The sequence below is a fragment of the Solwaraspora sp. WMMB335 genome, from assembly GCF_049179075.1.
Lineage (GTDB): Bacteria > Actinomycetota > Actinomycetes > Mycobacteriales > Micromonosporaceae > Micromonospora_E.
This window is the reverse complement of record NZ_JBMHMF010000001.1, coordinates 6,073,302-6,096,148: the sequence shown is the minus strand read 5'-3', so window position 1 is coordinate 6,096,148 and position 22,847 is coordinate 6,073,302. Positions and strand designations below refer to the sequence as shown.

The following is a 22,847-nucleotide window of genomic DNA, read 5'->3' as shown; positions in this document are numbered from 1 at the left end:
CTTGTCGATCAGGTCGAACATGTCGTCGTCGGATACCGCGTCGAGGTCGTCGTCGAAGTGCTCCTCGGGCGGGGCGGGAGCGGCGGTGGCGCCGAGGACGGCGCGGAGGCGGTTGCTCAGCGCGCGCAGCCGGGCCTCGTGCTCGGCGAGCTGCTGCCCGTCGCCGGCGACGGTGTTGAGCAGGGCCTCGAAGCGCTGCAGCTCGGCGAGCAGCGGCGAGGCGGTGCCGGTGCCGCCGGCCGCGGGCAGGTCGAGGCCGGCGAGGACGTGGGCGGTGACGGCGGCCGGGCTCGGGTGGTCGAAGATGAGCGTCGTCGGCAGCTTGAGGCCGGTGGCCTGGATGAGCCGGTTGCGCAGCTCGACCGCGGCGAGGGAGTCGAAGCCGAGGTCCTTGAACGCCTGGCCGGGCCCGACGGCGGCCGCGCTGGCGTGGCCGAGGACGGTCGCGACCTGGGCGCGGACCAGGTCGAGGACGATCTGGTGGCGCTGCTGCTCGTCGGCGGCGGCCAGCTGCCGGACCAGCGCGTCGCCGCCCGCGGGGGCCGCGCCGGCGGCCCGGGCGGTGACCCGGACGAGGCCGCGCAGCAGCGGCGGCAGGAGCCCGGCGTGGGCCTGCCCGCGCAGGGTGGCGAGGTTCAGCGGTACCGGGGCAAGGACCGCCTCGCCGGGCTGCTCGGCGAGGGCCCGGTCGAACAGCGCGAGCCCCTGGGCGACGCTGAGCGGCTCGGCGCCGGTGCGGGCGAGGCGGGCCAGCTCGGCCTCGTCGAGGGTGCCGGCCATCCCGCCGGCCTCGGACCACAGCCCCCAGGTGAGGGACAGCCCGGGCAGACCGGCGGCCCGGCGTGACCCGGCGAGGGCGTCGAGGAACACGTTGGCGGCGGCGTAGTTGGCCTGGCCCGGGTTGCCGAGCAGGCCCGCCGCCGAGGAGAAGACGACGAACGCGGCGAGGGGCAGGCCGGCGGTCAGCTCGTGCAGATGCCACGCGGCGAGGACCTTGGGCTCCATCACAGCCGCCAGCCGCTGCCGGGTCAGCGACGCCAGCGCACCGTCGTCGAGGACACCGGCCGCATGGACAACCGCGGTCAGCGGCGCCTCCAGGTTGTCGAGCACGGCGGAAAGCTGGTTGCGGTCGGTGACGTCGCACGCCACCGCCGTCGCCCGGGCGCCGAGCGCCGCCAGCTCCTCGACCAGCGCGGCAACGCCAGCCGCAGCGGGCCCCCGACGGCTGAGCAGCACCAGATTGCGCACCCCGTGCACGGTCGCCAGATGCCGGGCGAACACCGCCCCGAGGCCACCCGTCCCCCCGGTGATCAGCACCGTGCCGTTCCGATCCAGCGGCGCCGGCATCGTCAATACGACCTTGCCGATGTTGCGGCCCTCGCGCAGGAACCGCATCGCATCCCCGGCCCGGAACACATCCCACGACCGCACCGGAACATGCCGCAACACCCCGGCCTCGAACAACTCGACGATCAGCCGGAGCATCTCCTGCATCCGCTCCGGACCGGCCTCACCAAGATCGAACGCCCGGTAACGAACCCCCGCATGCTGCCGGGCTACCTCGGCGGCGTCACGGATGTCGGCCTTGCCCATCTCGACGAACCGGCCACCCCGCGGCAGCAACTCCAGGCTCGCATCGACGAACTCACCCGCCAGCGCGTCGAGCACGACGTCCATGCCGGCACCGTCGGTGGCGGCCAGGAACGTCTCGCGGAAGCCGAGGTCGCGCGAGGAGGCGATCCGGTCCGCGGCGACCCCGAGCCCTCGCACGGCCGGCCACTTTGCGGGGCTGGCGGTGGCGTAGACCTCGGCGCCGAGGTGCCGGCCGAGCTGGACCGCGGCCGAGCCGACCCCGCCGGCGGCGGCGTGGACGAGGAGCCGCTCCCCCGCCCGCAGGCCGGCCAGGTCGGTCAGGCCGTAGAGCGCGGTCAGGTAGGCGACCGGGACGGCCGCGCCCTGCTCGTAGGACCAGCCGTCGGGGAGCGGGACCACGAGGCGGGCGTCGGCGACGGCCAGCGAGCCGAAGCAGTCGGAGACCAGACCCATCACCCGGTCGCCGGGGGCCAGGTCGGTGACGCCGGGCCCGACCTCCACGATCACGCCGGACGCTTCGCTGCCCAGGGGCCCCTCGCCCGGATACAGGCCGAGGGCGATCAGCACGTCACGGAAGTTCAACCCCGCCGCTCGTACCCCGAGGCGGACCTCACCGGCCTGCAGCGCCCGGCCGCCGTCCGCGTCGACGACGACCACATCGTCGAGGGAGCCGGAACCGACCACCCCGAGGCGCCAACCCCCGACGGGCAGCCGGTCGGCGGCCGTGAGGCGGGGCACCAGGACGACGCCGTCGCGAACGAGCACCCCGACCTCGTCCAGGGCGGCGAGGGAGGCCCAGTCGTCGAAGTCTCCGACGACGTCGGCGACCATCACCCGGCCCGGGAACTCCGACGCGGCACTGCGCACCAGACCCCACACCGGGGCGACGGACAGGTCGACGTCCTCGTCACCGACCGCCACCGCGTTGCGGGTCACCAGGATCAGCCGGGCCGCCGACTCCTGCTCCACGAAGGACTGGACCTCGCCGAGGACCCGCGCGGTCACCTCGACCGCACCGGCCGCCGACGCCGCCGACACCACCGGCGAGACCACGAACTCCGCACCGGCCGAGGCCAGGTCACCGGCCGGGACCCAGTCGACCCGGTAGAGGGCGTCGGGTTCGCGGCGCAGCTGGGCCGGGTCGACCGCCCGGGACGCGAGCCGGTCGACCGACACGACGAACGCGCCGGACTCGTCGACGACGTCGATGCGGCCGGTGGCGCCGATGCGGACGCGCACGCTCGGACCCGAGCCGAGACCGAGGCGTACACCCGACCAGGAAAATGGCAGTTCGACCGCGCCGGTCAGGTCCTTGTCGAGCAGCCCGCCGTGCAGGGCTGCGTCGAGCAGCGCCGGGTGGACCGTGAACGCGCCGCCGGCCTCGCCGGGCAGGACGACATCGGCGTAGACGTCGCCGCCGGTCCGCCACGCCGCGCGCAGGCCCTGGAACAGCGGGCCGTATTCGTAGCCGGCGATCGCGAGGCGCTCGTAGAGGCCGTCGACGGGGATCGGGTCGGCGGCGGGCGGCGGCCACTCGGCCGGGAACGCGGGCGCGGCCGAGCCCTCGTCGACGGCGAGGACGCCGCGGGCGTGGCAGGAGGCGGCGTCGCTCCGGGTGTAGACGGCCACCTCGCGGCGGCCGGCGTCGTCGGGTTCGCCGACGGAGACCTGCACCTGCACGGCCTCGTCGCCGCCGATCACCAGCGGCGCCTCGAGGACGAGCTCCTCGACGACGGCGCAGCCGAGCTGCCGGCCGGCGGCCAGGGCCAGCTCGACCAGCGCGGCGCCGGGCACGATGACGAGGCCCAGGACCACGTGGTCGCGGACCCAGGGCTGGGTCGGGGTGGAGAGCCGGCCGGTGAAGATCCACTCGTCGCGGTCGGCGACCGGGAGGGCCGCGCCGAGCAGCGGGTGGTCGAGGCCGAGCTGGCCGACCGCCGCCGGGTCGCTGCCGGTGCCGGGGATGATCCAGTACCGCTGCCGCTGGAACGCGTAGGTGGGCAGCTCGACGCGGCGGGCCGGGCCGAAGTAGCCGGCCCAGTCGGTCGGGACGCCGGCCAGGTAGGCCTGCGCGAGGAACCCGGCGAAGGCCTCGTCCTCGTCGAGGCGGGCCCGCAGCGCCGCGGCGAACACGAGCCCGTCGACGTTGTCGAGGGTCTGGCGGGCCATCGCGGTGAGCACGCCGTCCGGGCCCAGCTCCAGGAACCGGGTCACGCCGAGGCCGTGCAGGGTGCGCACGCCGTCGGCGAACCGGACGGCGTGGCGCACGTGCCGGACCCAGTATTCGGGGTCGCGCAGCTCGTCGGACACTACGCCGCCGGTCACGTTCGACACGACCGCGATGGTGGGCGGGTTGAAGGTCAGGCTCTGCGCGACGGCACGGAACTCCGCGAGCATCGGCTCCATGAGGTGCGAGTGGAACGCATGGCTGACCCGCAGCCGGGTCGTCTTGCGACCCTCCCAGAACGGGAGCCACTCGTCGAGGGCCGCCAGCTCGCCGGAGACGACGACGGCGTTCGGGGCGTTGACGGCGGCGATGGTGAGCTGGTGCTCGAAGCCGGTCAGCGCGGTGCGAACCTCGTCCTCGTCCGCCTGGACGGCGGCCATCCCGCCGCCGGCCGGCAGGGCGCTCATGAGCCGGCCGCGGGCCGCGACCAGCTTCGCGGCGTCGGGCAGGGACAGCACGCCGGCGACGTGCGCGGCGGCGATCTCGCCGACGGAGTGCCCGATCAGGTAGTCGGGGCGGATGCCGAGGGTTTCGGCGAGGCGGTACAGCGCGACCTCGACCGCGAACAGCGCCGGCTGGGTCACCGCGGTGTCATCGAGCGCCGGGGACGTCATGAGGTCCCGGGCCGCCAGGCAGAGCTCGGCGCAGACGGCGTCGAGCGCGGCCGCGAAGGCCGGGAAGGTCGCGGCCAGGTCGAGGCCCATCCCGGTCCGCTGGGCGCCCTGGCCGGTGAACAGCACCGCGGTCCGGCCGGTGACCGGTCGCCCGGTGAGGCCGCGGCCGACCGAGATCTCGGCGAGGCCGTCGAGGAGGGCGTCGCGGTCGGCGGCGACGACCGCGGCGCGGTGCCCGAACCGGGCCCGGGACGTCGCCAGGGACGCGGCGAGGTCGGTCAGGGACACGTCGGGGCGGGCGAGGAGGTGGACCCGCAGCCGGTCGGCCTGGGCCTGCAGGGCGATGTCGTCGCAGGCCGACACGACGAAGGGCACGGGCGCGGTCGACTCGGGGGCGGGGACCGCGGCCGCGGCCGGCGGCGCCTCCTCGATGATGACGTGGGCGTTGGTGCCACTGATGCCGAACGACGACACCGCGGCCCGGCGGGGGCGGCCGTTGGGGGTCCACGGCTCGGCCTCGGTCAGCAACCGGATCTGGCCGGTGCCCCAGTCGATGTGGGGCGAGGGCGCGTCGACGTTGAGGGTCCGGGGCAGGGTCTCGTGCCGCAGGGCCTGGACCATCTTGATGACCCCGGCGACGCCGGCGGCGGCCGATGTGTGGCCGATGTTCGACTTGATCGACCCGAGCCGCAGCGGGCCGTCCGCGCGGTCGCGGCCGTAGGTCGCCAGGAGTGCCTGGGCCTCGATCGGGTCGCCGAGGCGGGTGCCGGTGCCGTGGCCCTCGACCGCGTCGACGTCGGACGGCCGGAGCCCGGCGTTGGCGAGGGCCTGGCGGATGACGCGCTCCTGGGCCGGGCCGTTGGGGGCGGTCAGGCCGTTGCTGGCGCCGTCCTGGTTGACCGCGCTGCCGCGGATGACGGCAAGGACCTCGTGGCCGTTGCGGCGGGCGTCGGAGAGTCGCTCCAGGACCAACATCCCGAGCCCGTCGGCGAAGCCGGTCCCGTCGGCGGCGGCGGCGTAGGACTTGCAGCGCCCGTCGGGGGCGAGGCCGCGCTGCCGGCTGAACTCCATGAGCAGGAACGGGCCGGCCATGACGGTGACGCCGCCGACGAGGGCGAGGGAGCACTCGCCGCCGCGCAGCGACTGCGACGCGAGGTGCAGCGCGACCAGCGAGGAGGAGCAGGCGGTGTCGACGGAGACGGCCGGGCCTTCGAGGCCGAAGGTGTAGGCCAGGCGGCCGGAGGCGACACTGCTGGTCGCGCCGGTCAGCCGGAAGCCCTCGACCTCGGGGGTGCCGCCGGCCGGGGCGGCCGCGTAGTCGGAGGTGGCGACGCCGCAGAAGACGCCGGTGTCGGTGCCCCGCAGCGTGTCCGGGTCGATCCCGGCGCTCTCGAACGCCTCCCACGCCCCCTCCAGCAACAGCCGCTGCTGCGGGTCCATCGCCAGGGCCTCGCGCGGGCTGATCCCGAAGAACCCGGCGTCGAAGTCGCCGGCCTCGGCCAGGAAGCCGCCGCCGCGGGTGGAGACGGTGCCGAGCTGCTCCGGGTCGGGGTTGTAGAGGCGCTCCAGGTCCCAGCCGCGGTCGGCGGGCAGCCCGGTGATCCCGTCGCGGCCCTCGGCGAGCATCCGCCACAGCTGCTCCGGGGTGCCGGCGCCGCCGGGGTAGCGGCAGCTCATGCCGACGATCGCGAGGGGCTCGTCGGCCCGGCCCCGGGTGCGGCGCCGGGTCGCGGGCGGCGCGGCCGGTTCGGCGGCGCCGGCCTCGGCGAGCAGCAGCCGCGCGACGGCGACGGGGCTCGGGTGGTCGAAGACCAGGGTCGACGGCAGCCGTACGCCGCTCACCTGGGCCAGCCGGTTGCGCAGCTCGACCGCCGAGAGCGAGTCGAAGCCGAGGTCCTTGAACGCCCGGTCCTCGGGCACCGCACCGGCCCCGGCGTGCCCGAGCACGGCCGCGACCTGGGCGCGCACGAGGTCGAGGACCATCCGCTCCCGGTCCGCGGCGTCGAGCCCGGCCAGCCGCTGGGCCAGGGACCCGCCGGCCGCGGAGGGCCGGGCCGCCGAGGCCGGGACCAGGCCGCGCAGCAGCGCGGGCAGTGCGCCGGACTTCGCCTGCTCGCGCAGCGCGGCGACGTCGAAGCGGACCGGGGCGAGGAGTGCCTCGCCGCTGCGCCCGGCCCGGTCGAAGAGGGCCAGGCCGGCCTCGGTGGTGAGGGCCTCGCCGCCGAGGCGGGCCAGCCGGGCCAGCTCGGCGTCGTCGAGGGGGCCGACGATGCCGGTGACGTCGCCCCACAGGCCCCAGGCGAGGGACTGCGCGGGGAGCCCGTCGGCGCGGCGCCGAGCGGCGAGCGCGTCGAGGAAGGCGTTGGCGGCGGCGTAGTTCGCCTGGCCGGGGCTGCCGATCAGCGCCGCGACGGACGAAAACAGCACGAACGCGGCCAGCGGGAGGCCGGCGGTGAGGGCGTCGAGGTTGACGGCCGCGTCGACCTTCGGCCGCATGACCGCGGCGAGGCGCTCGGGGGTCAGCGACGCGAGGACGCCGTCGTCGAGGACGCCGGCCGCGTGGATCACCGCGCTCAGTGGCGCGTCGAGGCCGGCCAGGACCGCGGCGAGCTGGTCGCGGTCGGCGGCGTCGGCGGCCACGACCCGCGCCCGCGCGCCGATGGCGGCCAGCTCGGCGACGAGCTCGGCGGCGCCGGGGGCGGCCGGGCCGCGGCGGCTGAGCAGCACGAGGTGGCGGACGTGGTGCTCGGCCGCCAGGTGCCGGGCGAAGACCGCGCCGAGGCCGCCGGTGCCGCCGGTGATCAGGACCGTGCCGTCCGGGTCGAGGGCCGGCGCCGGGCCGCTGTCGCCGGTGGCCGCGGTGAGGCGGGGCGCGAGGACGCGCCCGGCCCGGACGGCGAGCTGCGGTTCGTCGAACCCGGCCAGGGTCGCCCAGTCGGGGTCGGCGCCGACCGGGTCGAGGTCGAGCAGCCCGAACCGGCCCGGATACTCGGACTGGGCGCTGCGGACCAGGCCCCAGACGGGGGCGGCGGCGAGATCCGGCCGCTCGGCCCCGACGGTGACGGCGCCACGGGTGACGAGCACCAGCCGGGCTCCGTCGGCCGGGTCGGCCGCGGCCCACCGCTGCACCAGCATCAGGGCCCGCTCGGTGACGGCGCCGGCGGTGGTGTCGACGACCGCGAACACCACCCCAGGCGTCAGGGCGTCGACGTCGTCAAGGGTGTCGAGGACGGTGACATGCGGCGCGGGGCCGGCCGGGGCGGCGGGCTCCTGCCAGGTGATGCGGTAGAGCGGGGGCGGCCCGCCGGCCTCGGCGCCGCGCAGCTGCGCCGCCTCGACGGTGCGGAAGGTGAGCCGGGTGACGCCGGCGATCGGCCGGTCGTGCTCATCGACGAGGTCGAAGCGGACGTTGAGCCGGTCGGCGACGTCGATGCGGACCCGGGCCGCGGCGGCGCCGGAGCGGGCGACCCGCACCCCGGACCAGGAGAACGGCATCTGCGCGGAGAAGCCGTCGCCCTGGGTCCGGATGGCGGCGAGGGCGCCGTGCAGGCCGGCGTCGAACAGGGCGGGGTGCAGGTCGAAGCCGCGGGCGGCGGCGGCGTGCTCGTCGGGCAGGGCCAGCTCGCCGTAGACGACGTCGCCGTCCTGCCAGGCGGCGCGCAGCCCCTGGAAGGCGGGGCCGTAGTCGAAGCCGACGTCGGCGAACCCGGCGTAGAGCGCGTCGACGGCGACGGGCTCGGCCCCCTCCGGCGGCCACTCGGCCGGCCACGGCTGCGGTTCGGCGCCGCTGTCGGCGGTGAGGGTGCCGCGGGCGTGGCAGGTGGTGTCGGCGCCGGTGTCGGGGCGGCTGTAGACGGCGACGTCGCGGCGGCCGTCCGCGTCGGGCTCGCCGACGGTGACCTGCAGCTGCACGGCGGCGCCGGCGGCGAGGACGAGCGGGCTCGCGATGACCAGCTCGTCGACGAGCGGGGCGCCGGTGTGCCGGCCGGCGACGGCGGCGAGCTCGACCATGGTGGTGCCGGGCACGACGATGCGGCCGAGGACGGCGTGGTCGCGGACCCACGGCTGGGCGTCGGTGGACAGGCGGCCGGTGAACAGCCACGAGTCGCCGTCGCCGACCCGGACCGCGCCCGCGAGGAGCGGATGGTCGACGCGGCCGAGGCCGATCGTCTCGGGGTCGCCGGCGTTGGCCGGGTCGAGCCAGTACCACTGCCGCTGGAACGCATACGTCGGCAGCTCGACCCGCCGGGCACCCGGGAACACCGCCGCCCAGTCGACCTCGACCCCGGCCAGATGCGCCTGGGCGAGGAACCCGGCGAACGTTTCCGCCTCACCCTGCTTCGCCCGCAGCGCCGGCACGAACACCAATCCGTCGACGTCGTCGAGGGTCTGCCGCGCCATCGCGGTGAGCACACCGTCCGGCCCGAGTTCCAGGAACCTGGTCACACCGAGACCGTGCAGGGTGCGGATGCCGTCGGCGAACCGGACCGCCTGCCGCACATGCCGGACCCAGTATTCGGGGTCGCACAACTCATCGGAGACCACGGCGCCGGTCACGTTGGACACGACCGCGATGGTGGGCGGGTTGAAGGTCAGGCTCTGCGCGACCGTGCGGAACTCGGCGAGCATCGGCTCCATCAGGTGGGAGTGGAACGCGTGGCTGACCCGCAGCCGGGTGGTCTTGCGGCCCTCCATCAGCGGCAGCCACGCATCGATCGCGGCCGACTCCCCCGACACGACGACCGCATGCGGGCCGTTGACCGCCGCGATCGTCAGCCGATCTTCGAACCCGGCCAACGACGTCAGAACCTCGTCCTCCGTCGCCTGCACGGCGGCCATCCCGCCACCGGCCGGCAACGCACCCATCAGCTTCCCGCGGGCGGTCACCAGCTTCGCCGCGTCCGGCAGGGACAGCACACCGGCCACATGCGCGGCCGCCAGCTCACCGACCGAATGGCCGATCAGAAAGTCCGCGCGGATCCCGAGGGACTCCGCGAGCCGGAACAGCGCGACCTCGACCGCGAACAATGCCGGCTGGGTCACCGCGGTGTCGTCCAGCTCGGGTGAGTTCAGGAGTGCCGACGCCGACAGGCCCAGCTCCGTACCGACCGCGTCCAACGCGTCCGCGAACACCGGGAACGCCGCGGCGAGGTCGAAACCCATGCCGGGCCGCTGGGCACCCTGGCCCGTGAACAGCACCGCCGTCCCGCCGGTCAGCGGGCGGCCGGTCAGCGCAAGGTCGGTCAGGCCGTGCAGGAGAGCGTCGCGGTCGGTGGCGACGACCGCGGCGCGGTACTCGAACCGGGCGCGGGAGGTCGCCAGGGAGGCGGCGAGGTCGGGCAGGGCGAGGTCGGGGTATGCGAGGAGGTGCTCCCGCAGGCGGTCGGCCTGGGCCCGGAGCGCCGCGTCGCTCTTCGCCGACAGCAGGACCGGGACCGGGCCGGGGGTGAGCGGCGGGGCGGGCTCCGGGGCCGGGGCCGGCGGGGCCTCTTCGACGATGACGTGGGCGTTGGTGCCGCTGACGCCGAAGGAGGAGATGCCGGCGCGGCGGGGGTGGCCGTTGGCGACCCACGGCTCGGCCTCGGTGAGCAGCCGGATCTGGCCGGCGTCCCAGTCGATGTGCGGCGAGGGCGCGTCCACGTGCAGGGTTCGGGGCAGCGTCTCGTGGCGCAGCGCCTGGACCATCTTGATGACCCCGGCGACACCCGCCGCCGCCGAGGTGTGGCCGATGTTCGACTTGATCGAGCCCAGGCGCAGCGGGCCGTCCGACCGCTCCCGGCCGTAGGTGGCGAGGAGGGCCTGGGCCTCGATCGGGTCGCCCAACCGGGTACCGGTGCCGTGGCCCTCGACCGCGTCGACGTCGGACGGGCCGAGGCCGGAGGCGGCGAGGGCGTCGCGGATGACGCGCTCCTGGGCGGGCCCGTTGGGGGCGGTCAGGCCGTTGCTGGCGCCGTCCTGGTTGATGGCGCTGCCGCGGATGACGGCGAGGACCTCGTGGCCGTTGCGGCGGGCGTCGGAGAGCCGCTCGAGGACGAGGACGCCGAGGCCGTCGGCGAAGCCCGTGCCGTCGGCGGCGGCCGCGTAGGACTTGCAGCGGCCGTCGGGGGCGAGGCCGCGCTGGCGGCTGAACTCGGTCAGCAGGAACGGGCTCGCCATGACGGTGACGCCGCCGACGACGGCGAGGGAGCACTCGCCGCCGCGCAGCGACTGCGACGCCAAGTGCAGCGCGACCAGCGACGAGGAGCAGGCGGTGTCCACCGAGACCGCCGGGCCCTGCAGGCCGAAGGTGTAGGCGAGGCGGCCGGAGACGACGCTGGCGGTGGTACCGGTGAGGCGGAAACCCTCGACCTCCGCGGACGGGGTGTCGCCGTAGTCGGTGGCGACGACGCCGCAGAAGACGCCGGTGTCGGTGCCGCGCAGCGTGTCCGGGTCGATCCCGGCGCTCTCGAACGCCTCCCACGCCCCCTCCAGCAACAGCCGCTGCTGCGGATCCATCGCCAGGGCCTCGCGGGGGCTGATGCCGAAGAAGCCGGCGTCGAACTCGCCGGCCTCGTGCAGGAAGCCGCCGCCGGTGGTGTAGACGGTGCCGGGCACCTCGGGGTCGGGGTTGTAGAGCCGCTCCAGGTCCCAGCCGCGGTTGGCCGGCAGGCCGGAGGTGGCCTCGCGACCCTCGTGCACGAGCCGCCAGAGCTGCTCGGGTGAGGTGACGCCGCCGGGGTACCGGCAGCTCATCCCCACGATCGCGAGGGGCTCGTCGGTGCGGGCGCGGCCTCGGCGGCGGGCGGCCGGAGCGGCCGGGGCGACGGCGCCGAGCTCCGCCAGCAGCAGCCGCGCCACCGCGGCCGGGCTCGGGTGGTCGAACACCAGCGTCGAGGGCAGCCGCAGCCCGCTGGCCTGGGCCAGGCGGTTGCGGAACTCGACCGCCGACAGCGAGTCGAAGCCGAGGTCCTTGAACGCCCGGTCGCCGGCCACCGCGTCGGCGCCGGCGTGCCCGAGCACGGCCGCGACCTGGCCGCGCACGACATCGAGGACGAACCGCTCCCGGTCCGCGGCGTCGACGGCGGCCAGCCGCTGGGCCAGCGACCCGCCGGCCGGGCCCGACCGGCCGGGGGCGGCGGGGACCAGGCCGCGCAGCAGCGGCGGCAGGGTGCCGGCCCGGGACCGGGCCCGCAGCGCGGCGACGTCCAGGCGGACCGGTGCGGTCACGGCGGCGGCGGTCCGGGCCGAGCGGTCGAACAGGGCGAGGCCCGCCGCGGTGGACAGGGCGCCGACGCCGAGGCGCCCGAGGCGGGCCAGCTCGGCGTCGTCGAGGGTGCCGGCCATGCCGCCGGCGTCGGCCCACAGGCCCCAGGCCAGCGACTGCGCCGGCTGCCCGTCGGCCCGGCGGCGCGCGGCGAGGGCGTCGAGGAAGGCGTTCGCGGCGGCGTAGTTGCTCTGCCCGGCGCTGCCCATGAGCGCGGCGACGGACGAGAACAGCACGAACGCGGCCAGCGGCTGGCCGGCCGTGAGGGCATCGAGGTGGACCGCCGCGTCGATCTTCGGCCGCAGCACCGCCGCGAGGCGTTCGGGGGTGAGCGAGGCGAGGACGCCGTCGTCGAGGACGCCGGCCGCGTGGACGACGGCGGTCAGCGGCGCGTCCAGGCCGGCCAGGACCGCGGCGAGCTGCTCGCGGTCGGCGGCGTCGCAGGCCACGGCCCGGGCCCGGGCGCCGAGCGCGGCCAGGTCGGCGACGAGCGCGGCGACGCCGTCGGCGGCCGGGCCGCGGCGGCTCAGCAGCAGCAGGTCGCGGGCGCCGTAGTGGGCGGCCAGGTGCCGGGCGAGCACCGCGCCGAGGCCGCCGGTGCCGCCGGTGATGAGGACGGTCCCGGCCGGGTCGAGGGCGGGCGGCGGCGCGTCGGCGGTGGCGGGCTGCAGGCGGGGGGCCAGGAGGCGGCCGTTGCGGACCGCGACCTGCGGCTCGCCGGGGCCGGCGACGGCGGCCGGGTCGGCGTCGCCGCCGGTGGGGTCGAGGTCGACGAGCACGAAGCGGTCCGGGTGCTCGCTCTGCGCGCTGCGGACCAGGCCCCACAGGGTGGCCAGGGCGACGTCGGGGGCCTCGCCGCCGACCGCGACGGCGCCGCGGGTGACGAGGACCAGGCGGCTGTCCGCGAGGGCCGCGCTGGCGAGGAACCGCTGGACGGTGGCCTGGGTCCAGGCGGCGACCGCGTGCGCGGCCCCGGGCAGGTCCGCCCCGTCCGGTCCGGGCACGGTCAGCACCACCACCGGCGGCACGGCGGCGCCCGCGGCGATCGCCCGCTCCAGCTCGGCGAGGTCGGCGTGCTCGCCGCCGGCGCCGATGCGGGCGGCCGTGGCCGCGCCGGCCGGCTCGGGCGTGACCGGGACCCAGGCGAGGGTGTACAGCGGGTCGGTCCGCTGCGCGCGCCCGTCCGCGAGCTGGGCCGGCTCGACGGGCCGGGTGGCGATCGACCGGGCGGACACGACGGGCGCGCCGGTGTCGTCGGTGACGTCGAGGCGCAGGACGGACTCGCCGGTCACGGCCACGCGGACGCGCAGCTCGGTGGCGCCGGCGCGGTCCAGCCGCACCCCGGTCCAGCTGAACGGCATCTGCTGCCGGCCGTCCTCGGCGAGCAGGGCCGCCCCGGCCTGCAGGGCGGCGTCGAAGAGGGCCGGGTGCAGGCCGTAGCCCGCGGCCGGGTCGGTGCTCTCGAACGGGATCGCGACCTCGGCGTAGATCTCGTCGCCGAGCCGCCACGTGCTGCGCAGCCCGTGGAACGTGGGGCCGTAGTCGTAGCCGATGTCGGCCAGGCGGGCGTAGAACGACTCGACGGGCTCGGGCTCGGCCCCGGCGGGCGGCCACTCGTCGGGCCACTCGTCGGACCCGGCGGCGGCCGGGTCGGTCGCGGCGGTCAGGGTGCCGCGGGAGTGGCAGGTGATCTCGGCCGGGGCGGTCTCGGCGCGGCTGTAGACGGCGACGTCGCGGCGGCCGTCGTCGTCCGGCTCGCCGACCCGGACCTGGATCTGGACGGGCACGCCGGCGGTGAGGATGAGCGGCGCGGCGAGGACGAGCTCGTCGACGACGGGGCAGCCGAGCTGCCGGCCGGCGGCGAGCGCGAGCTCGACCTGGGCCGTGCCGGGCACGACGATGGTGCCGAGCAGGACGTGCTCGGCGGTCCACGGGTGGCTCTCGGTGGACAGCCGGCCGGTGAACAGCCACTCGTCGCGGTCGCCGACGGGCACGGCGGCGACGAGGATCGTGTGCTCGAGCCGGTCGACGCCGGCCGCGGCAGGGTCGCCGGTGCCGGTGTCCGCCGCCGTCCAGTACCGCTGCCGCTGGAAGGCATAGGTCGGCAGCCCGACCCGCCGGGCCCCCGGGAACACCGCCGCCCAGTCGACCTCGACCCCGGCCAGGTGGACCTTGGCGAGGAACCCGGCGAACGTTTCCGCCTCACCCTGCTTCGCCCGCAGCGCCGGCACGAACACCGGCCCGTCGACGCCGTCGAGGGTCTGCCGGGCCATCGCGGTGAGCACACCGTCCGGGCCCAGCTCCAGGAACCGGGTCACACCCTGCCGCTGTAACGTGCGGACACCGTCGGCGAACCGCACCGCCTGCCGCACATGCCGAACCCAGTATTCGGGATCGCACAACTCATCGGACACCACCGCGCCGGTCACGTTCGACACCACCGCCATGGTCGGCGGGTGGAACGTCAGACCCTGCGCCACCGTCCGGAACTCCGCGAGCATCGGCTCCATCAGCTGCGAGTGGAACGCATGGCTCACCCGGAGCCGGGTCGTCTTGCGGCCCTCCATCAGCGGCAGCCACGCATCGATCGCCGCCAGCTCACCCGACACGACGACCGCATACGGGCCGTTGACCGCCGCGATCGTCAGCCGATCCGCAAACTCGACCAGCGACGCCAGCACGTCCTCCTCGGACGCCTGCACCGCGGCCATCCCGCCACCGGCCGGCAACGCACCCATCAGCTTCCCGCGGGCGGTCACCAGCTTCGCCGCATCGGACAGCGACAGCACACCGGCCACATGGGCGGCCGCCAGCTCGCCGACCGAGTGACCGATCAGGTAGTCGGGGCGGATCCCGAGTGACTCCGCGAGCCGGTAGAGCGCGACCTCGACCGCGAACAGTGCGGGCTGGGTCACCGCGGTGCCGTCCAGCCGGGGTGAGTTCAGGAGCGCCGACGCCGACAGGCCCAGCTCCGCGCAGAACGCGGCCAACGCGTCGGCGAAGACCGGGTAGGCCGCGGCGAGGTCGAGACCCATGCCGGGCCGCTGGGCGCCCTGGCCGGTGAAGAGCACGGCGGTCTTGCCGGCGACGGGGCGGCCGGTGAGCGGCAGCGCGGTCAGGCCGTTGAGCAGGGTGTCGCGGTCGGCGGCGACGACGGCGGCCCGGTGCGGCAGGTGGGCACGCGTCGTGGCGAGGGAGAACGCCAGGTCCGGCACGGACAGGTCGGGGTCGGCGAGGACGCGGGCGCGCAGCCGGTCGGCCTGGGCCTGCAGCGCGGCCTCGTCGCGGGCGGAGATGACGATCGGCGCGGGGACGCCGGCCGGGCGGGCCGGGGGCGGCGGCTCCTCGGCGGCGGGGGCCTCTTCGAGGATGACGTGGGCGTTGGTGCCGCTGACGCCGAAGGACGAGATCCCGGCGCGGCGCGGGTGGCCGTTGGCGACCCAGGGCTCGGCCTCGGTCAGCAGCCGGATCTGGCCCGACTCCCAGTCCACGTGCGGGGAAGGCGCGTCGACGTGCAGGGTCTTCGGCAGCGTCTCGTGGCGCAGCGCCTGGACCATCTTGATGACCCCGGCGACACCCGCCGCGGCCGAGGTGTGGCCGATGTTCGACTTGATCGAGCCGAGCCGCAGCGGCCCGTTGGTCCGGTCCTGCCCGTAGGTCGCCAGCAGCGCCTGGGCCTCGATCGGGTCGCCGAGGCGGGTCCCGGTGCCGTGGCCCTCGACCGCGTCGACGTCGGCGGGCGAGAGGCCCGCGGCGCTGAGCGCGGAGCGGATGACCCGCTCCTGCGACGGGCCGTTCGGGGCGGTGAGGCCGTTGCTGGCGCCGTCCTGGTTGACCGCGCTGCCGCGCACGACCGCCAGGACCCGGTGGCCGTTGCGTTGCGCGTCGGAGAGCCGCTCGACGACGATGACGCCGACGCCGTCGGCGAAGCCGGTGCCGTCGGCGGCGGCCGCGTAGGCCTTGCAGCGGCCGTCCTCGGCGAGGCCGCGCTGCCGGCTGAACTCCAGCAGCAGGAACGGGCTGGCCAGGACGGTCACGCCGCCGACGAGGGCGAGGGAGCACTCGCCGCCGCGCAGGGCCTGGGCGGCCAGGTGCAGGGCGACCAGCGAGGACGAGCAGGCGGTGTCGACGGTGACGGCCGGGCCCTCCAGGCCGAGGGTGTAGGCGACCCGGCCGGACAGGACGCTGGTGAGCGTGCCCGTCATGCGGAAGCCCTCCAGCTCGGCGGCCTGGAAGCCGCCGTAGCCGGTGACCGCACCGGCGCCGCAGAAGACGCCGGTGCTGGTGCCGTGCAGCGATGTCGGGTCGATGCCGGCGTCCTCGATGGCCTCCCAGGCGCCCTCCAGCAGCAGCCGCTGCTGCGGGTCCATGGCGAGGGCCTCACGGGGGCTGATGCTGAAGAACCCGGCGTCGAAGCCGGCGATGTCGGGCAGGAAGCCGCCGTTGCGGGTGTAGACGGTACCGATGCGATCGGGGTCCGGGTCGTAGAGCCGCTCCAGGTCCCACCCGCGGTCGGACGGCAGCCCACCGATGGCGTCGCGGCCGGCCGCCACCAGGTCCCACAGCGCATCCGGCGACGCGGCCCCCGGATACCGGCAGCTCATCCCCACGATCGCGAGGGGCTCGGCGGCCTGGGCGAGCAGGCGCCGGTTCTGCTGCCGGAGGCGCTCGGTCTCCTTGAGCGACTTGCGGAGGGCGTCGACGACGGCGCTCTGGTCACTGGGGCTGCTCATACCGTGTCCTCGTGGGTCATCCGGATCAGGGCCTCGACGTCCAGGTCGTCGATCGACGCCCCGGGCTCCTCGTCCGGGGCCGGCCCGGTGCCGTCACCGTCGGCGGCCAGCTCCAGCAGCGGGTCGAGCAGGCCGGCCCGGCGGAGATGGCCGATGGGAATGGACTGCAGGACCGCGCGGAGCCGGTCGTCGTCGGTCTGCGGCCGCTCGTCGGGGGCGGCGCCGGGCAGGGCGAGCGGGACGAGATACCGCGCGACCGCCCCAGCGTTGGGGTGGTCGAAGACGAGCGTGGTCGGCAGCCGCAGCCCGGTGGCGCGGTTGAGCCGGTTGCGCAGCTCGACCGCGGCGAGGGAGTCGAAGCCCAGCTCCTTGAACGCCCGGTCGGCCTCGATCGCGTCGGCGCCCGCGTGGCCGAGCACCGCGGCGACCTGCGCCCGGACCAGGTCCAGGGTGACGGCCTCACGGTCGGCGGGGTCGACGGCGGCGAGCCGCTCGGCCAGCGAGACGGTCGCGGCCTCAGCCCGCTGGGCCCGCGAGCGGACCAGCCCGCGCAGCAGCGGCGGCAGCAGGCCGGCCTGGGCCTGGGCCCGCAGCGCGGCCGGGTCGAGCACGACCGGGGCCATGAGCGCCCCGCCGGAGCGCCCGGCCTCGTCGAAGAGCTCGACGCCGAGCTCGGTGGGCAGCGCGCCGATGCCCTGGCGGGCCAGCCGGGCCAGCTCCGCCTCGCCGAGCTCGCCGGTCATCCCGGTGGCGTCGGCCCACAGGCCCCAGGCGAGGGACTGGGCCGGCCGTCCCGCGGCGCGGCGGCGGGCGGCGAGGGCGTCGAGGAAGGCGTTGGCGGCGGCGTAGTTCGCCTGGCCGGAGCTGCCGATCAGGGCCGCCATCGACGAGAACAGCACGAACGCGGCCAGCGGCTCGTCGGCGGTGAGGGCATCGAGGTGTACCGCCGCGTCGATCTTCGGTCGCAGGACGGCGTCGAGCCGCTCGGGGGTGAGTGCCTCGATCACGCCGTCATCGAGGACCCCGGCCGCGTGGACCACCGCGGTGAGCGGCGCGTCGAGGTCCGCCAGGATCGCCGCGAGCTGGTCGCGGTCGGCGACGTCGCAGGCCACGGCCCGGGCGCGGGCGCCGAGCGCGGCCAGGTCGGCGACGAGGTCGGCGGCGCCGGCGGCGGCCGGGCCGCGGCGGCTGAGCAGGACCAGGTTGCCCGCGCCGTGGGCGGTGACCAGGTGCCGGGCGACGACCGCGCCGAGGCCGCCGGTGCCGCCGGTGATGAGGACCGTCCCGGCCGGGTCGAGCGGGGCCGGCACGGTGAGCACGACCTTGCCGACGTTGCGGCCCTCGCGCAGGTGGCGCAGCGCCTCGGCGCCCTGGCGGACGTCCCAGGCCCGGATCGGCGAGTGCTCCAGCACGCCCTGCTCGAACAGCGCGGCGATGTCCAGGAGCATCTGCTGGATACGCTCGGGGCCGGCCTCGATCATGTCGTAGGAGCGGTAGCGCACGCCGGCGTGGTCGCGGGCGACGGCCTGCGGGTCGCGGATGTCGGCCTTGCCCATCTCGATGAACCGGCCGCCGCGGGGCAGCAGGTCCAGGGTCGCGTCGGCGAACTCGAAGGCGAGCGCGTTGAGCACGACGTCGACGCCCTGCCCGCCGGTCGCCGCCTGGAACTGCTCGCGGAAGCCCAGGTCGCGAGAGGAGGCGAGGCGGTCCCGGCCGACGCCGAGGGCCTGCACCGCGGGCCACTTGGCGGGGCTGGCGGTCGCGTAGACGTCGGCGCCGAAGTGGTGCGCCAGCTGCACGGCGGCCATGCCGACCCCGCCGGCGGCGGCGTGCACCAGCAGCCGCTCGCCGGCCTGCAGCCCGGCCAGGTCGACGAGGCCGTAGTAGGCGGTGAGGTAGACCACCGGGATCGCGGCGCCCTGCGCGAAGGACCAGCCGGCCGGCATCGGCACGACGGTGCGGCGGTCGGCGATCGCGACCGGGCCGAGCGCGTCGGTGACGAGGCCGAAGACCCGGTCGCCGGGGGCCAGGTCGGTGACGCCGGCGCCGACCTCGAGCACGACGCCCGCGGCCTCGCTGCCCAGCGGCGCCTCGCCCGGGTAACGGCCGAGCGCGATGAGCACGTCGCGGAAGTTCAGGCCGGCGGCCCGCACGCCGATGCGCACCTCGGTGACGCCGAGCGCCCGGTCGGCGCCGGACGGCAGGATGGTGAGGTCGTCGAGCGAGCCCTTGCGCTCGATGCCGAGCCGCCAGGCGGCGCCCTCGGGTCCGGCCGGGGCCCGGCGCAGGCGCGGGGCCAGCGGCAGGCCGTGGCGCAGGGCCAGCTGGGGCTCGTCGAGCGCGGCCAGCGCCGCCCAGTCGGGGGCCGGCTCGCCGGTGGCGGCGTCGACGAGCACGAAGCGGCCGGGGTGCTCGGACTGGGCGCTGCGGACGAGGCCCCAGACGGGCGCCTGGGCCAGGTCGGCCGGCTCCTCGCCGACGGCGACGCCGCCGCGGGTCACGACGAGCAGCCGGGCGTCGGCCGTCCACGGGCTGGCGAGCCAGCGCTGGAGCAGCTCCAGCGTGCGGGCGGCGACCTGGCGGCCGGCCTCGGCCGGGTTGCCGGCGTCCGGGCCGGGGACGGCCGCGACCACGAGGTCGGGCCGGTCCGCGCCGCCGGCGACGGCCTCGTCGAGCTCGGCGAGGCCGGCGTGGTGCTCGCCGGCCGTGGCGGCGAGGTCGCCCAGGACGGCGGTGCGGGCCGGGGCGTCCCCGCGGATCTCGGGCACCTCGACCCAGTCGACGGCGAACAGCGCGTCGGGCCGGGGCCGGTGCCCGCCGTTGAGCTGGGCCGGGTCGACGGGCCGCAGCGTGAGGCGGTCGACGGCGGCGACGGCGGCGCCGGTCTGGTCGGTGACGTCGATGCGCAGCGTGGAATCGTCGACCGGGGCGATGCGCACCCGGACCCGGGTGGCGCCGGCGGCCGGGCCGAGCCGGACCGCCGACCAGGCGAAGGGCAGGTCGACCGGCGAGCCGGGGGCCTTGTCGAGCAGGATCGGGTGCAGGGCCGCGTCGAGCAGCGCCGGGTGGACCGCGAACCGGTCGGCGGCGGTACCTTCGGGCAGCGTGACCTCGGCGTAGACGGTCGGGCCGCTGCGCCACACCGCGTGCAGGCCCTGGAACATCGGGCCGTACTCATACCCGGCGTCGGCGAGCCGGTCGTAGAGCCCGTCGAGCGGGACGGCAGCGGCACCGGGCGGGGGCCAGGCGGCCGGCAGCGGCTCGCCGGCGGCGGCCTCGGTGGTGAGCTTGCCGCGGGCGTGGCAGGTCGCCGCGGCCGGGTCCTCGTCGCCGCCGGCGGTGTCGGGACGAGAGTAGACGGCGACGTCGCGGCGGCCGTCCGGGTCGGCCTCGCCGACGACGACCTGGACCCGCAGCGCGGCGCCCTCGGTCAGGACCAGCGGCGCCTGCAGGACGAGCTCGTCGACGGCGGGTCCGCCGGCCGCCCGGCCGGCGGCCAGGGCGAGCTCGACCAGGGCGGTGCCGGGCAGCAGGACGGTGCCGAGGACGGCGTGCTCGCGCAGCCAGGGCGCGGAGTCCAGGGAGACGCGGCCGGTGAACAGCCGCTCGTCGCGCTCGCCGACCTCGACGGTGGCGGCCAGCAGCGGGTGCTCGAGGCGGCCGAGGCCGGCGGCGCCGAGGTCGCCGGCGCCGGAGCCGGGCATCAGCCAGTAGCGCTGGTGCTGGAACGGGTAGGTGGGCAGCTTCACCCGCCGGGCGCCGGTGCCGGCGTAGAGGGCCGGCCAGTCGATGGCGACGCCGCGGGCGTGGGCCTCGGTCACGGAGCGCAGGAACCGGGCCGGGCCGCCCTCGCCACGGCGCAGCGAGCCGACGACCTGGACGCGGTCCGCGGCGCCGACCGCCTCGATCGTCTCCTGCACGGCCATGGTCAGCACCGGGTGTGGCGAGGCCTCGACGAAGCAGCCGGCGCCGTGCTCGACCAGGGCCCGGATCGCCGGCTCGAAGCCGACCCGGCCGCGCAGGTTGCGGTACCAGTACTCGGCGTCGAGCTTCGCGGTGTCGACGAACTCGCCCGCGGCGGTGGAGAAGAAGGCGACGGTGCCGACCCGCGGCGCGATCGGCGCCAGCTGCTGCAGCAGCTCGGACTCGATGGCCTCGACGTGGTGGGAGTGCGAGGCGTAGTCCACCGGGACCCGCCGGGCCCACACGCCCTCGCGCTCGCAGGCGGCCAGCAGGTCCTCGACGGCGTCGGCGCCGCCGGAGACGACGACGGTCGCGGGGCCGTTGACGGCGGCGACGGACAGCTGCCCGGCGTAGGCGGCGATGCGCCGCTCGGCCTCGGCGGCCGGGAGCGCGACGGAGAGCATGGCGCCGTGCCCGGCCAGCCGGTCCCGCACGGCCTGGCTGCGCAGGGCCACGACGCGGGCGGCGTCGTCGAGGGTGAGCCCGCCGGCCACGTAGGCGGCGGCGATCTCGCCCTGGGAGTGCCCGACCACGGCGACCGGCTCGACGCCGTAGGACCGCCACAGCCGGGCCAGGGACACCATCACCGCGAACAGGGCGGGCTGGACCACGTCGACGCGGTCCAGGGCGGGCGCGCCGGGCACGCCGCGCAGGACGTCCTCGAGCCGCCAGTCGACGAACGCGGACAGGGCCCGGCCGCAGGCGGCGATCTCGGTGGCGAAGACGGGCGAGGCGTCGAGCAGCTCGACCGCCATGCCCTCCCACTGCGCGCCCTGGCCCGGGAAGACGAAGACGGCCTGGCCGTTGCTGGCCTGCCCCTCGACCACCTCGTCGGCCGGCTCGCCCTCGGCGATCGCCTTGAGACCGGTGAGCAGCTGGCCGCGGTCGGTGGCGACGACGGCGGCGCGGCGCTCCAGGTGGGCCCGCGCGACGGCCTGGGAGAGCCCGACGTCGAGCAGCGACAGGCCGGGCCGGGCGATCAGCTCGGCGCGCAGCCGGTCGGCCTGGGCGCGCAGCGCGGCCTCGCCGCGGGCCGAGAGCAGCACCGGCATGGCGGCCGGGGCGGGGGCGGTCGGCGCGGGCGGGGCCGGCTCGCCGGACGGGGCCGGGGCCTCCTCGACGATGACGTGGGCGTTGGTGCCGCTGACGCCGAAGGACGAGACGCCCGCGCGGCGCGGCCGCTCGCCGGCCGCCCACGGCTCGGCCTCGGTCAGCAGCCGCACGTCGCCGCCGGTCCAGTCGATGTGCGGCGACGGGGCGTCGACGTGCAGGGTGCGCGGCAGCATGCCGTGCCGCATCGCCATGACCATCTTGATCACGCCGGCGACGCCGGCGGCCGCCTGGGTGTGGCCGATGTTCGACTTCACCGAGCCGAGCCGGACCGGGCCGTGCTCGCGGCCGTGGCCGTAGGTGGCGAGGATGGCCTGGGCCTCGATCGGGTCGCCGAGCGGGGTGCCGGTGCCGTGGCCCTCGACGACGTCGACGTCCGAGGGCCGGAGCCCGGCCTCGGCGAGGGCCCGCCGGATCACCCGCTCCTGGGACGGGCCGCTGGGGGCGGTGAGGCCGTTGCTCGCGCCGTCCTGGTTGACCGCGGCGGAGCGGATCACGGCGAGGACGTCGTGGCCGTTGCGCCGGGCGTCGGACAGCCGCTCGAGCACGAGCAGGCCGACGCCCTCGGCCCAGCCGACGCCGTCGGCCGCCGCGGCGTAGGCCTTGCACCGGCCGTCGGGCGAGAGGCCGCGCTGGCGGCTGAACTCGACGAAGACGGCGGGCCGGGCCAGGACGGTGACGCCGCCGGCCAGGGCCAGCGAGCACTCGCGGCTGCGCAGCGCCTGGGCAGCCTGGGCGATCGCGACCAGCGAGGACGAGCACGCGGTGTCGACCGACACGGCGGGGCCCTCCAGGCCCAGCGTGTAGCTGATCCGGCCCGAGGCGACGCTGCCGGCGGAGGCGATGGTGAGGTAGCCCTCGATCTCGGGGCGCAGGTCGCTGACGCCGGCGACGAAGCCGTAGTCCTGGTACATCACGCCGCAGAACACGCCGGTGTCGGAGCCGCGCAGGGAGGTCGGGTCGATCCCGGCGTCCTCGAAGGCCTCCCAGGCGCCCTCCAGCAGCAGCCGCTGCTGCGGGTCCATCACGAAGGCCTCGCGGGGGCTGATGCCGAAGAACTCGGCGTCGAACTCGCCGACCTTGTCGAGGAAGCCGCCGCTGCGGGTGTACGAGGTGCCGACGTGGTTCGGGTCGGGGTGGTAGAGCTCGTCGACGGCCCAGCCGCGGTCGCGCGGGAAGTCGCTGGTGGCCTGGCGGCCCTCGGCGACGAGCTGCCACAGCTCCTCGGGGGACGTGACGCCGCCGGGGTACCGGCAGCTCATGCCCACGATGGCCAGCGGTTCGCCGGCACGGTCCTCGAACTCGCGCAGCCTGGCCCGGGCCTCGTTGAGGTCGCCGGCGACCTTCTTGAGGTAGCGGACCAG

2 protein-coding genes (1 of these 2 only partly in view) are annotated in these 22,847 nt (G+C 76.6%); both read right to left on the bottom strand.

The annotated features are described in order from the left end of the window. Window positions 1-16,410 carry the 5' portion of an SDR family NAD(P)-dependent oxidoreductase gene (locus tag ACN27F_RS26365; RefSeq protein ID WP_421437919.1) on the bottom strand. It extends 18 nt beyond the left edge of the window, so only the first 16,410 of its 16,428 coding nucleotides appear in the window; its start codon is at window positions 16,408-16,410; its stop codon lies beyond the left edge, outside the window. Continuing rightward, on the bottom strand, window positions 16,407-22,847 hold the full coding sequence (locus tag ACN27F_RS26360; RefSeq protein ID WP_421440457.1) for a type I polyketide synthase: 6,441 nt from the start codon (window positions 22,845-22,847) through the stop codon (window positions 16,407-16,409). The genes ACN27F_RS26365 and ACN27F_RS26360 overlap by 4 nt, the downstream gene beginning before the upstream one ends.